Below are 13,256 nucleotides of genomic sequence, written 5' to 3' on the forward strand. Positions count from 1 at the left end.
TATTTCCTCTCAGGCGGCAACTGGTACCGCGGCTTTTACATTAAATGGTTTACACTACAAGAATGTTGTCCAAAGTGCCTATGTAGGGACTCAATACGTTTACACCACTCAACAAATTAATAATGCGGGTGTGGGAGCCAACCAAATCATTACACGTTTTCCATTAAGCGGTTCATCACTAAATGCGCAAGGTAATTACATGACGCTCAGACGATTTGGGCACGGTGAAACGTTACAGTGGTTTGACCACAATGGAAAAGATTATTTCTGGGTAGTGACAAAGGCAACACAGGTAGATAATCCATCGGCTACTGGTACCGACTGGGGAACACAAATTGCCCGGATTCAATATCAAGCTGGCGCTTCGATTGACTATACGGATGTTCCACGTTTCTCAAGCATCAATCATGCCAATAAATCAGGTTCATCTTTTGGTACATTAAAGCGTTGTGAAGCGGCTTTAGATAGCTCTCGTAACTATTTAATGATCTGGTCAATGAATACGTCCAATACGGTTCAATTTGCTTATTACAATGCTGCTGGACTAAATAATATTTTGGATACTCAGGAAGCTCAAGCTTCAAAGTATATTTCAGTTGGTGACGCTTCTGTTGTGGCTCAATGTGTAAAGTCATATACATCAAGTGATTTTTACAATAAAGTTGCACATCAATCTGTTCAAGGGATTGAGTTTTCTGACGGACAAGCCATTTATATTTCAAGTGGTGGCGTTGGTAATCAACCAGTTATTCAAAAAGGCAACTGGGGCACAACTGACTTTACTCCATACGCTGTTGCTGTTGAAGGGGCTGAAGGTAGCGTCTTAAACAATCCGGTTGGTAATGGAGTTGAAACTGAAGGGATTCAGTTAAAGGGGGATTATGTTTATTTAAATGTATCTCTGCATAGCGATAATTCTAAAATAATTTTCACAGTACCTAAAAATGATTTTTAACCAACTTTCATCAACATGTAATCTAAGAAGCTATGACTTAAGCTTCAAAATTTTCCCATGCGAGAGTGTAGGGGTTAAAGAAAACGGAGAACCGCCAAATTCACCACCAATGTTTTTGTGCACTTCACGCAGAATCTCGAAACGGGATTGATCAACAATCTTTAATTGTATCTCACTTATTAAATCTGTGGGAGAAAATATATTTAAAAAGGTGTCTCAAAGTCAAAAATGGACTATTGAGACACCTTCATTATATTTCTCTTTATTGCACGCGTTTGAACATCTTTTCCATTTCGTAGGGCGTGAAGTGTACGAGCACAGGACGACCATGAGGGCAGGTGAACGGATCCTTGGCTTTACTGAGTGTGTCGAGCAATGCCTGGATTTCATCCTGGCGCAGATAGTGATTGGCTTTGATCGAGCGCTTGCAGGACATCATCATTGCGAGCTTCTCGCGCAGCTTTTTGATCGAAACTTTGCCTGTTTCAATTAATTGATGGATGATGTCATTGATCATTTCCTCTTCCTTGCCCTTCGGGATCCAAGTTGGGCAGGAGCGGATGATCAAGCTGCGCGCTCCGAACACTTCAAAATTCAACCCGATATCGCGCAAGTAGTCCAGATATTCCATGACCGTCTCATATTCAGCCGTGCTGAAGTCAAAGGTCATGGGCACAAGCAGTTCCTGTACTTCACGTGCTGTTTCGCCAACCTTTTCACGAAAGAATTCATATTTAATTCGTTCCTGAGCAGCATGCTGGTCAATAATATAGAGACCTTCCTCGTTCTGAGCAAAAATATAGGTGCCGTGCATCTGACCGATCGGATAGAGCTTTGGCATGCGCCTTTTTGGTTCATCATCCTCAGGTGATACTTCGACGCCTGTATCATGCACCTCTCCTTGAAAAGCTGCCGCGATTTGATCAAAATCTGATCTTGTCGTTGAAAATCCTTCGTTTTCCGTCTCATGTACTTGTTCCGTGAACGTTGGTTCAGCAAATGGTTCATTTTGTTGTGTCTCTTGCGGATCTGATAGATCAGGTCCTGTAACGGCTGCCGGTGAAAAGTCAAGCTTCTGCTGTTCATTCTTTGGCTTATCAGCCTGCAGATGCGGCTTGCCTGATACCGAGGGAATGAGCCGTTCACGATGAAAAGCTGATCGAATTGTTTCGCTGATTAGTGCGCAGAGCTCCTTCTCCTTGCTGATTCGTGCTTCCAGCTTTGCCGGATGAACGTTGACGTCAACAAGCGATGGATCCATCTGAATATGAAGCACACAGATCGGATAACGGCCGATCATCATCAAAGTATGGTAGCCGTCTATGATGCTGTTGAAAATCGGATAGTTTTTAATAAACCGATTGTTGATAAAAATGTAGACATATTGTCTGCCTGCTCTGGATATCTGCGGATGTACCGCAAGGCCTTCCACTTTAAAATCGAGTGATTCTCCCGAAAAATGAAAGCCAGCCTTCGCCGTTCGCACACCATATATAGCAGCCAGAACATGGCTCAAATTTCCGCTTCCATTTGTTTGAAAAACGGTCTTTTCTTCATGAATCAAGGTAAAACGCACGTTCGGATAAGCAAGCGCCATGCGATTAACGACATCAGTTATTTTCCCGAGTTCGGTGTGTATACTTTTAAGATATTTTAATCGAGCCGGCGTGTTGTAAAAAATCCGTTCAACATTGATTTCGGTGCCCTTCCTGCTTTGAGCAAGACCGGTAGAAATTATATGGCCGCCTTGAAGAACAAGATGCGTACCGGGATGTTCACCATCTGATGTTGTCAATTCAAGATGGGAAACTGCTGCAATACTTGGCAATGCTTCGCCACGAAAGCCGAGCGTCGCAATGTGGAAAAGATCGGAATCCTGACGAATTTTGCTCGTTGCATGCCTCTCGAAAGCAATTTGGCAGTCTTCAGGTGCGAAACCGCGACCGTCGTCCGTGACCTTAATTGATTTCAGGCCGCCTTCCTCAACCTCGATCAAAACGGAGGATGCTTCAGCGTCAATCGCATTTTCCACAAGCTCTTTCACGACAGAAGCCGGGCGTTCAACAACTTCTCCTGCAGCAATTTTATTAGCCAGCGTCTCACTGAGCCTCTTTATAACACCCACCTGAATCTCTCCTTTCGCAAAACGTGCTTTACTTCTTCAATTCCTTTTGCAGCTGATACAATTTGTTCATGGCATCCATCGGTGTCATAGCCAACATTTCAATTTTGCTCAGATCATGCAGCACTTTTCGTTCGTGCTTGCCCAGTTCCGAAGACCCGGTCTCCTTTTTCGGTTCAGCAAAAAGCACCAGCTGTTCCGGCTCTTCTCGGGCAACTTCAGCTGCCGCCGCTGCTTCACGCTTCGGAAACGTTTCAGAAGCAGGAGATTGTTCAGGAGACTGTTCGAGTCCGCGCAGAATTTCATCCGCACGTTCGATCAGATTATCTGGCAGGCCGGCCAGTTTCGCAACATGAATGCCGTAGCTTTTGTCCGCTTTGCCGTCAAGCACTTTATGAAGGAAAACAACGGTCCCGTTCTCTTCCATGGCACCGACATGAATATTCTTCAATCGATCGAGCTTTTTCTCAAGAAAGGTAAGCTCATGATAGTGTGTGGAGAAAAAGGTTTTGGCTGCAATATGGTCATGAATATATTCGACAATGGCCTGAGCAATCGCAATTCCATCATACGTTGAGGTGCCGCGACCGATTTCGTCGAGCAAGATGAGACTGTTTTGGGTAGCATGACTCAATGCATAATTAGCTTCGTCCATTTCTACCATGAACGTACTTTGTCCGGAAACAAGATCATCGGCGGCACCGATACGAGTAAAGATTTGATCAAAAATTGGCAGGGTTGCCTGATCTGCCGGGACAAAGCAGCCGATTTGCGCCATAATCGCCGTAAGCGCGGCCTGGCGCATGTACGTACTCTTCCCGCCCATATTCGGTCCGGTAATCATTAACAAATCGCATGTCTTGTCCATGTTAAAATCGTTGGCAACAAATGTCCCGCGCCGCATTACGCGTTCAATGACCGGATGTCTGCTGTTTTTAATCGATAAAGCACGATCCTTTGAAAAATTCGGGCGAACATAGCCATTTCGATCACTGACCGAGGCAAAGCTCTGTAACACATCCAGACTGCTCACAAGGCGTGCTAGCTTCTGCAGACGCGCAGCCTGTTCTTTAATTTGCAGTCGCACATCACCGAACAGTTGGAATTCAAGACCGACGCGTTTCTCTTCTGCTTCTAAAATAACACGTTCTTTTTCCTTCAGTTCAGGTGTAATAAAACGTTCGGCGTTCGACAATGTCTGGCGGCGCTCATATTTTCCTTCAGGAATCAGCTTCAGATTTGGCCGGGAAACTTCTATATAATAACCGAATACACGGTTATAGCCAATTTTCAATGATTTAATACCGGTCGCTTCTCGTTCTTTGGCTTCTAGTTCAGCGATCCAGCGTTTTCCATTTTTCGATGCATCTCTGTATTGATCGAGTGTTTCGTTGTAACCAGCCTTGATCATTCCGCCATCTGAGGTTGAGAAAGGCGGATCATCAACAATCGCTCGATCAATCAAATCACGAGTCTCAGCACATGGATCCATCTCCTGTTCATACTGAGATAGTGAAACTTCTCCAAGTTCAGCCAAAGTCTGTTTTATTTGAGGAATTTGTTCGAGCGAACGCCTGAGTTGCACAACTTCACGCGGATTAACATTGCCGAATGAGACGCGACCGACGAGGCGTTCCAAATCATAAACGTTGCCAAGCAAAGAACGCAACGATTCGCGTTCCAAAAGATGCTCTTTTAATGCTGCTGCAGCATCCATACGTTTCTCAATCAGCTTCTGATTTAATAGCGGTTTCTCGATCCATTGTTTCAGCCGCCTACCGCCCATTGCCGTTTTGACATCGTCAAGCAGCCACAGCAGTGATCCGTACGTTTTCTTCTCGCGGTTCGTTTGCGTAAGCTCCAAATTGCGCCGGGAATGCTGATCGATCATCATGTATTCATTAATATGGTAGACATCTGCAGGCTGCAAGTGATCGAGAGATCGTTTCTGCGTGTTCACTAAATAATTCAGCAGTCTGCCCAGCGGCCGCATCAGTTTTTCCTGATCAATACCTTCAGTAATGCTTTTCAACTGATCCGGAATCGCATCCCCTTCGCTTTCGGAGAATGTTGTATTCAGCCGTTCAACCAGTTCCTCTTTCTTGCCCGCATCGAAATCCGGCGCAAGAACAAGTTCACGTACATCATTTGCATCCATTTCTTGAATCACGCCGTCCCAATTGGAAATCAATGTGACGCGCGTTTCTCCAGTCGTTAAGTCACTCATGGCGAACCCATAAGAGCCGTCAGAAAAAGCACTCAACGCTGCCAAAAAGTTATTCTTTTTCGGCTGCAGCGATTCATCCTCCATAATGGTTCCAGGTGTAATCAATTGAATCACTTCACGGTGAACCATACCCTTCGCCAGCTTCGGATCTTCCATTTGTTCGCAAATCGCAATTTTGTATCCTTTATCAACCAATACCTTGATATATTGTTTTGCTGCATGATACGGAATACCACACATAGGTATGTATTCGTCTTTTCCACCGTTTCGTGACGTCAGCGCTATCTCCAGTTCCTTCGACGCTTTTTTAGCATCCTCAAAGAACATCTCATAGAAATCGCCAAGTCTGAAGAAAAGAAACGCATCCTGGTACTGGGCTTTTATCGCCAAGTATTGCTGAATCATTGGTGTAAAACTCATGATCTGTCGACTCCACCTTGCCTGTGTACAATTTATTATTCTATTATTATAACACAGGGTAACCTATGTTCGGGTTATTGAATCATGCGGTGCAATGCTATAATAGACAAAATAATGGTTGAAAGGATTCGATCAAAATGAATAAAAGTTTAGAATCTTTAAAAAGCAATGTTAGAACTGTATTAACAGGAAAAGATGACATGGTGGAACTCATATTTATCGCAATGATTTGCGAAGGCCATCTGCTTTTGGAAGATGTTCCAGGGACCGGAAAAACAATGATGGCAAAAATAATTGCAAAGTCAATTAAGGGAACATTCCGCCGCGTGCAATTTACACCCGACTTACTGCCGTCAGATATTACCGGAATTAAATTTTTTAATCCGAAGTCACAAAGTTTCGAGCTGATGATGGGTCCGGTGATGACTAACATTCTGCTTGCCGATGAGATTAACCGTGCAACGCCACGTGCACAGTCCAGCCTTCTTGAAGTTATGGAGGAGCGCCAGGTGACCATTGAGGGCGAGACATTTGCAATCGATAAGCCTTTTCTCGTTATCGCAACACAAAACCCGATTGAATCGCAAGGCACCTTCGCACTTCCGGAAGCGCAAATGGATCGCTTCTTCATGCAAATCTCTTCCGGCTATCCGACTTTTGACGAAGAACGAGAAATGCTTCACCTCCATCGGTTAACGAATCCGCTTGCTCAAATTGAACCAGTCATTGAGAAAGATGAAATTGCTCAGCTGCAGGAACAGGTTAAAAAGACGAAAATCAGTGAAAGTGTCGAGAATTACTTGTTGGAAGTTGTTCGCGCCACCCGTGCGCATGACTGGGTTGCGAGCGGCGTCAGTCCCCGAGGCACGTTGGCATTCATGCGCGGAGTACAGGCAAAGGCACTTCTTAATGGACGTGATTTCGTGGTTCCTGAAGACGTGAAATCGATAGCCACCTCCGTACTCGCCCATCGGCTCGTGCTGTCGATGGAAGGCGAGCTCCATGCAACTAAGGAACAAGTCATTGCGGACGTCCTCGAACATATCGACGTTCCGGTTGAGGCAGGAGCACAGCAAGAATGAAAGGATATGCGGCCGATTGGCAAACCCGCAACCAATCTCTCTTTTATCTGTTCGGTTTCATCGTATTTCTGATTGGGTTTCTTAGAAATACATTCCTGCTTTCAATAACAGGATTGATTTTTATCGTTTTCGCTTTTCTGTCAAAATGGTATTTAGTACATATGATTCGCACCTTATCTATTGAGAACACGGACCGCAGTCTTCGTCTTTCTGCTGGTGACGAAGGTGAACTGATCGTCACTTTTCTTAATTCATCCAAGCTTCCCTTGTTTTCATTAAGAGGACGCATCGTTTCTGATCCAATCGTTTCTTTTTCAACCGGTAATCATTCGAATCCCAATCCAATCTATCAATTTTCAGTGACGGTACCGGCACAAAAAAAGCTGTCTGTTCATTGTCCGGTTAAAGCCATGGAAAGAGGCACGGCGCGTATTCGAACTTTTGAATTGACATGTTCGGATCCGCTTCATTTAGTCAGCTGCGGGATTCATTTTAATGAAATGCTGAAGAGTCATCTCATTATCTACCCTCAACCAAAAGCTGTGAGTCATTTGAATCTTGCTCCGCCGCAGCACTTAGGTGAAGTTCCGTCCGCTCATTCGCTCTTTCAAGACTACACAGCGCCTTCCGGTATTAGAAACTATGCGTCTTCAGACCCGTTCAAGCATATTCACTGGAAAGCCAGCGCTCGCACTGGACGTCTTCAAACGAAAACATTTGAGCGTGTCGCCCATCAGAGTTGGACATTTTTGTTTCTGAATGCATCAAATCATTTAAGCCATGAACGTTCCAGTGACTTTGAAAAACGTATTTCTGCAGCAGCATGGCTGGCGCGCGATGCAAGGAAACGCGACATTGAGTTTTCCATGTACAGCAACACAAAGACAATCGGGCAAAAAATATTGGGTATTGAACCTGAACAAGGCGGAAACCATTTAAGGAAGGTTTGGGAACTGCTCGCTTTTATGCAAAAGTGGCAAATCAAAACACCAATTCCTCAAGCAATGCAGATTATCGATAAGAAATTGAGTCACCCGAGCGTTCTGATCCTCATGGATCTGGACCAACCCGAATTGGCTGCTCCGTTTCTATCGAAATGGTTAAAGAACGGCCATCTTATATTTCAGCTTTGTATTTCCGAGAATACCTGCATTTTAGAACCAGTTGAGAAGGGAGCGATCGCCATTGGTTAGATTAAAAGAGAGCATTTCTTTCACACTTTTTTTTAGTTGCGAATGGTTATTTTGTTTTCTTGTTCTTCTGCCGATCATGCCAGGCCAATGGGCGATGTTGTTTCCTTTTATTGCACTCGCAATTATTCATAGTCTGCTGCTTAGTGTACTACAGAGGAGCAGACATTCCAGTTTAGCAGGTTTTCTCTTCGTTGCCGTCATAATCGGCTTGCTTGCGTGGCTTGTTCTGCATATGAGCCTTTTTGCATCTGCTCTATTGTCCGCCCTGCTCACTTATTTTTCACTTCAGGATGACGAAGGCAGGAGCCCGGAACGACTCTGGCGGCTGGTGCTTCTGTTTGCGGTCGTCGTTGTTGCCTATACTCTGTTTGCGCCAATTAGCCGACGTGGCGCTTTATTTCTTCTCCTTTTTGTCGAATTAGCCGCGGCTGGCATGTGGATCAGCTTTAAGAGCGAATTGAACAAACGCTGGCTTTCAATCATTGCAGCATCGTTCGCTGCAGTAGCAATCCTACTTGCTCTTATCACTAGCTTCTTGAAACCGGTAGTTACAGTGATTTATAACTTTCTTTTCAACGTTATCATCCGACCGATCACGTATGGAACTGTCTCGGTCATTTTCGGTTGGCTGAATCACTTTTCTTCGAAGCAAACCGGAAGACGAATTCAAAATGCGCTGCAAGGATCAAATATAGAAAAGAAGCCGTCGGTAAATACGCCACCATCCAATCTTCATTCCACATTTAATTTTGGCCTATTCTTCGGCATCATTATTGCTGCCGCAATACTCTTGATTGTTTTTTGGCAGTTGAGGAAAATCAAGCGAAACAGCGCAACGCAAGATAAATTGAATACCGAATTGACGCAAAAGAAAATCACGAGCCTTGTTCACGAGCCAAGTCAGGGCAGGCGCCCTTTTTTTTCGCCAAAAAATCCTGTGCGCCGTGCCATCTATAAGCTTCAAAAGCACGCCAGGAAACAGAAGCTTGGCAGACGCACATCTGAATCTCTGACTGAGTGGCTAAGACGTCTGAATCTAACTCATTCGGGTATATTGATTTCTTCTTATGAAAAAGTTCGATATGGTGGCGTTGAGCTCACTGACACGGAGAACAAAACATTTTTTCGAGCAATTGATGAGGCGAAGCAGCAATTAAACAGCATGAAGCAAAGTGTTGATTCCGAAGACAGCAAATTATGATAGTATAGAATTATCAATCGGAAGGGAAGAACATCCAAATATGTGATTGACACGTTCAATTCCAACTCAATACCAATTGAATAGGAGAGAATGTGTCATGAAACAACGTGGATTTCGCTTTCTTTGGATGGGACAGTCATTGGCAAATCTCGGTGATGTACTTTACATCGTCGGATTGATGTCCTATCTCTACCACTTTACCGGATCTGCTGTATTTATGGCGTTTGTACCGTTTTTCAGTACAGTATCCCGATTTTTGAGTGCACTTGTTGCACCTATCTTTCTTGAATGGATGGGACTAAAGACAAGCCTTGTTATTTCTCAAGTCGGCAAAACCCTTCTGCTGTTTGTCTTTTTCTGCTCCGCCTTCTTTTCATTTGCCGGCGAGCGCTTAGGGATTATCTTTGCCACGGTCATACTCGTCAGTTTTTTTGATGGATGGGCAACTCCTGCACGCGGAGCGCTTGTACCACTGCTTGTTTCAAGAGATAAGTGGATCTCGACAAATAGTTTCCTGTCTCTATTGGATCAATCAATTTCCATGGGAGGCTGGGCACTGGGCGGAATAATTGCAGCTCGATTCGGCGGCATTTCTTTAATTTCATTATCGCTTGTTCTTTACTTGGTCGCCGCATTGCTGATGATACTGATCAGTGTCGCTGAAGATAGCGATAAGAAGCGGCAAGAACAAAGCAAGTGGACAATTCTGAAAACGGGTTGGATCACAATCTGGCAAGTGCCTGCGCTGCGCACCATCTTTATTACTGATTCACTATGCGTATTTGCTGATGTCGTTTGGATTGCTGCCATCATTTACGTCTTCGTTGCGCAGGCACTCCATGTGGATGCCTCATGGTGGGGCTATATTAATTTCAGTTTTTTTGCTGGACTGCTGCCTACCAGTTTTTATGGCATGCGTTGGGGTACGCAGCTCAAAAAAACACCTTCCTCAATCTCCCTTTGGGGTTTGATCGTTGCCTCCTTAATCACATTGTTATTTGCAATGAATTCGGTGCCTTGGGTCGCACTCATCCTTACCGCTCTTTATGGAACAGCACTTCAGTTCAAATCGCTTATTTTTCTTACGGTTGAACAAAATGCAGCACGTCCGGATGTGCTCGCAAACGTGTTTGCAGCTCAGGATGCTGTCCAATCCATTCTGTTCGGAATCGGCAGCTTGATCTTCGGTACTATCGCTGATCTGTTTGGTATACGATCTGTCTTTTTCCTATCGGCCCTGCTGCTGTTTCTTGCTTTTTCTTTATTGCTTGTCTATAGGAACCGTATCGTTATTGAAAAATAAATTTCTGATTAAGACAAAAGCCGTGATCCTGTTTCGGATCATGGCTTTTTTAGTTGCACGCAAAAAAAGAAGAGACACCTGCCTCTTCTCAGTCTTCCTCTTTGTCATCATCTGTCAGAAATTCAGAATCCAGCCCGTCTAATTCCTTATCTAAATCTTCGTCATCATCAGAGGCTTCTGCTCTGATTAATCCGTCATCATCCACCTGGACTTTAACCTTTGTTTCTCCGATGACCTCAACGAGAAATTCACGTTCGACTTGAGCTACTACCTTGTTGCCATTTGGAGAAATCTTTGCCTCCAAACAATTCGGTTCTTGCAGTGCTCGGCATGTGACATCGACCTGATCAGAAATAACTTGTTTGTCGCGGAGTGTTAGCGGCACACGATCATGGTAGCTTACGGTTTCGCACACAACCTCGGTCTTCGAATTATTATTAAACGAATACCATGTGTTGATGTCATACGTTCCATCGACAATAACTGCATCCTTATGATAGGTGGTTTTGTATTTATGATTGATGACCCAGCATCCAAGGATGTTCGTCGGTTTATGAGTCGGTGTCACCGTATGCGCTGACTGGCTGAATTTCTTGCCTTTTCCGCAAATCGCCTTGGTGATAATTTCCCTATACGCATTCTCTGCCAAAAGTCCAAACCTCCTTTACCTTCTTCATCATCATGTTATGCAGGGCGAATGACACGTGTGAAACAAATTAAAGGCTTAGACAAACAAAAAAACTCCTCGTATGAGAAGTTTTTTTGCCTCTATTTAAATCAGGCGATCAGCGATCATTTTCATTTGCGACGTTCTGTGACACAATCTTAGTCATCAATTGAAGAAAATCGTTAACATCAGCTTGAGATTGCTTGAACTCCTGTACCACAGGAATTGCATCAAGCTCTGCTTGCAATCGGTTAATGATTGCTTCATTTTGATGGTAGGCTTCCGTTTTTCCAAAATGCTGCAGATTTACTGATTCTTTTTGATAATGCTTAATTTCATCGACGAGACGCTGCACTTTTTTATTCGCGCTTATCTTTGCTTCCGCCTGTTTGTAAAAGCGGACTTGACTCGTTTCGGAAAGCTGTTCTGCTATTTTTTCCGCCTTGGCAATAATTTCTTCTTTTGAATACTGATGATCCGTCATCTGTTCAATACCTCAGCTTCTTTTTGCCACTCCCCGTCAAGAGACCATTTCTTGGCATCAGTAATTTTAACGGTCACTAATTGGCCGATAAGTGACTTGGGTCCGCGAAAATTCACAACCTTATTCGTCCGCGTATGTCCGGAGAGCACATCTGGATTCTTGCGGCTTTCACCTTCGACAAGCACCTCAACCATTTTGTCCTGATATTTGGCATTGCTCTTTGCAGACAATTCATCCATTAGTTTATTCAAGCGTTGCAAGCGTTCCTTTTTCGCTTCCATCGGTACATTATCCTTCATACGCGCAGCTGGGGTACCCGCACGCGGTGAATAAATAAACGTAAATCCACCGTCAAATTGGCATTCGCGCACAAGTGACATTGTCTCTTCAAACTGTTCCTCTGTTTCATTTGGAAAACCAACGATGATATCCGTTGTAAATGAAGCATTTGGAACCGTATTTTTGATCTTGTGAAAAAGATCGAGATATCGTTCCCGAGTATAACCTCGTCCCATGATCTTGAGTATCTCTGAGCTGCCCGATTGGACCGGCAAGTGAATATGCTCGCAAAGGTTTCCTCCCTTGCCGAGGACTTCGATCAGATGATCATCAAAATCCTTCGGGTGGCTTGTTGTGAACCGGACACGCGGAATACCGATTTTGCGCATCTCATCCATAAGATTTCCGAGCCCATAGTTTTCCATATTAGGAAGATCTTTGCCGTAGGCATTTACATTTTGTCCAAGCAGTGTGATCTCCTTGTATCCTTTACGCGCGAGTTCACGCACTTCATCAATGATTTCCTGAGGATGACGGCTCCGCTCTTTTCCTCGTGTATATGGAACGATACAATAGGTACAGAATTTATCGCAGCCGTACATAATGTTGACCCACGCTTGAAAATGTCCGCGTCGCGATTGCGGGAGATTCTCTACGATGTCGCCTTCTTTTGACCACACTTCAACGACCATTTCCTTGCTGAACAGTGCTTCTTTCAGAAGCTGAGGCAAGCGGTGAATATTATGTGTACCAAAGATGAGGTCAACCTGTGGGTGCTTAGCAAGAATCTTATTAACAACAACTTCTTCTTGCGCCATGCAGCCGCACACCCCTAAAATTAATCCGGGGTTCTCCAGTTTTAATGTTTTCAGCGTGCCGATATGGCCGAATACTTTATTTTCTGCGTTCTCACGAATCGCACATGTATTGATCAAAATGACATCCGCATTTTTCGGCTCTTCCGTCTCTTGGTAACCCATTTTTTCGAGAATACCTGCCATGACTTCTGTATCATGCTCATTCATCTGGCAGCCGTATGTTTCAATCAAGTAGTTCTTCCCATGACCGATCGTTTCCATGTCTTCCGGAATACTGAAATCATTTATAATTTGAACCGCGTCTCTGCGGCGCCTGCGCGCATCTTTCAGAGATGGCGGCTGGAAATACTTTGAAAAATCAACGTTGCTGATTGTTTTCTCAGCCACAAGGCAACCTCCCTTTCAAATCTCATCCCTAAATTATAGCAAACTCATTCATGATATGAAAGAATGGGCTTCGTTAGGCTGAATTCTTGTTCTCAATAGTGTTTCAAAATTCAAAATC

The 13,256-nt window shown here is 44.2% G+C and carries 10 protein-coding genes; 5 read left to right on the forward strand and 5 right to left on the reverse strand.

The features are described 5' to 3' along the window. Position 1 precedes the first annotated feature (1 nt). Positions 2–955: a helveticin J family class III bacteriocin gene (locus AC1MBV_RS01740; protein ID WP_480948249.1), complete on the forward strand. Its 954-nt coding sequence runs from the start codon at positions 2–4 to the stop codon at positions 953–955. A 262-nt stretch (positions 956–1,217) separates the two neighbouring features. Here AC1MBV_RS01740 and mutL read toward each other — a convergent pair whose 3' ends face one another. Next, positions 1,218–3,080 (reverse strand): DNA mismatch repair endonuclease MutL, encoded by a 1,863-nt coding sequence (gene mutL / locus AC1MBV_RS01745; protein WP_480947424.1) that lies wholly within the window; start codon positions 3,078–3,080, stop codon positions 1,218–1,220. A 28-nt stretch (positions 3,081–3,108) separates the two neighbouring features. Next, positions 3,109–5,724 carry a DNA mismatch repair protein MutS gene (gene mutS / locus AC1MBV_RS01750; RefSeq protein WP_480947425.1) on the reverse strand — a complete coding sequence of 872 codons (2,616 nt, stop codon included), beginning with the start codon at positions 5,722–5,724 and terminating at the stop codon, positions 3,109–3,111. 137 nt (positions 5,725–5,861) lie between these two features. Between mutS and AC1MBV_RS01755 the strand changes: the two genes are divergently transcribed. From AC1MBV_RS01755 to AC1MBV_RS01770, 4 genes are all read left to right on the forward strand, one after another. Further along, on the forward strand, positions 5,862–6,806 hold the full coding sequence (locus tag AC1MBV_RS01755; RefSeq protein ID WP_255746394.1) for an AAA family ATPase: 945 nt from the start codon (positions 5,862–5,864) through the stop codon (positions 6,804–6,806). Beyond that, a complete protein-coding gene (locus AC1MBV_RS01760) occupies positions 6,803–7,999 on the forward strand; it encodes a DUF58 domain-containing protein (protein WP_480947426.1) in 1,197 nt (398 codons plus the stop codon). The genes AC1MBV_RS01755 and AC1MBV_RS01760 overlap by 4 nt, the downstream gene beginning before the upstream one ends. Before the next feature lie 76 nt (positions 8,000–8,075). After that, positions 8,076–9,200 (forward strand): hypothetical protein, encoded by a 1,125-nt coding sequence (locus tag AC1MBV_RS01765; protein ID WP_480947427.1) that lies wholly within the window; start codon positions 8,076–8,078, stop codon positions 9,198–9,200. Between the two features lie 97 nt (positions 9,201–9,297). Next, entirely contained in the window at positions 9,298–10,503 is a 1,206-nt protein-coding gene (locus tag AC1MBV_RS01770; protein WP_480947428.1) for an MFS transporter, read from the forward strand. An 88-nt stretch (positions 10,504–10,591) separates the two neighbouring features. Here the strand turns inward: AC1MBV_RS01770 and cotE are convergent, their stop codons facing one another. The 3 genes from cotE to miaB form a co-directional block, all read right to left on the reverse strand. After that, complete coding sequence (gene cotE, locus AC1MBV_RS01775) at positions 10,592–11,152, reverse strand: outer spore coat protein CotE (RefSeq protein WP_480947429.1); 561 nt, start codon at positions 11,150–11,152, stop codon at positions 10,592–10,594. A gap of 136 nt (positions 11,153–11,288) precedes the next feature. Next, complete coding sequence (locus AC1MBV_RS01780) at positions 11,289–11,654, reverse strand: YlbF/YmcA family competence regulator (RefSeq protein ID WP_255746386.1); 366 nt, start codon at positions 11,652–11,654, stop codon at positions 11,289–11,291. After that, positions 11,651–13,138: a tRNA (N6-isopentenyl adenosine(37)-C2)-methylthiotransferase MiaB gene (gene miaB, locus AC1MBV_RS01785; RefSeq protein WP_255746385.1), complete on the reverse strand. Its 1,488-nt coding sequence runs from the start codon at positions 13,136–13,138 to the stop codon at positions 11,651–11,653. Before miaB ends, AC1MBV_RS01780 begins: the two co-directional genes overlap by 4 nt. Positions 13,139–13,256: the final 118 nt, after the last annotated feature.

It is taken from the genome of Sporolactobacillus sp. PKPK-6 (genome assembly GCF_056678885.1).

Excerpts from the sequence above, each read along its gene's own strand:
- mutS (WP_480947425.1), bottom strand. The coding sequence starts at position 5,724 with ATGAGTTTTACACCAATGATTCAGCAATACTTGGCGATAAAAGCCCAG.
- AC1MBV_RS01770 (WP_480947428.1), top strand. The coding sequence starts at position 9,298 with ATGAAACAACGTGGATTTCGCTTTCTTTGGATGGGACAGTCATTGGCA.
- AC1MBV_RS01780 (WP_255746386.1), bottom strand. The coding sequence starts at position 11,654 with ATGACGGATCATCAGTATTCAAAAGAAGAAATTATTGCCAAGGCGGAA.
- AC1MBV_RS01765 (WP_480947427.1), top strand. The coding sequence starts at position 8,076 with ATGCCAGGCCAATGGGCGATGTTGTTTCCTTTTATTGCACTCGCAATT.
- AC1MBV_RS01755 (WP_255746394.1), top strand. The coding sequence starts at position 5,862 with ATGAATAAAAGTTTAGAATCTTTAAAAAGCAATGTTAGAACTGTATTA.
- AC1MBV_RS01760 (WP_480947426.1), top strand. The coding sequence starts at position 6,803 with ATGAAAGGATATGCGGCCGATTGGCAAACCCGCAACCAATCTCTCTTT.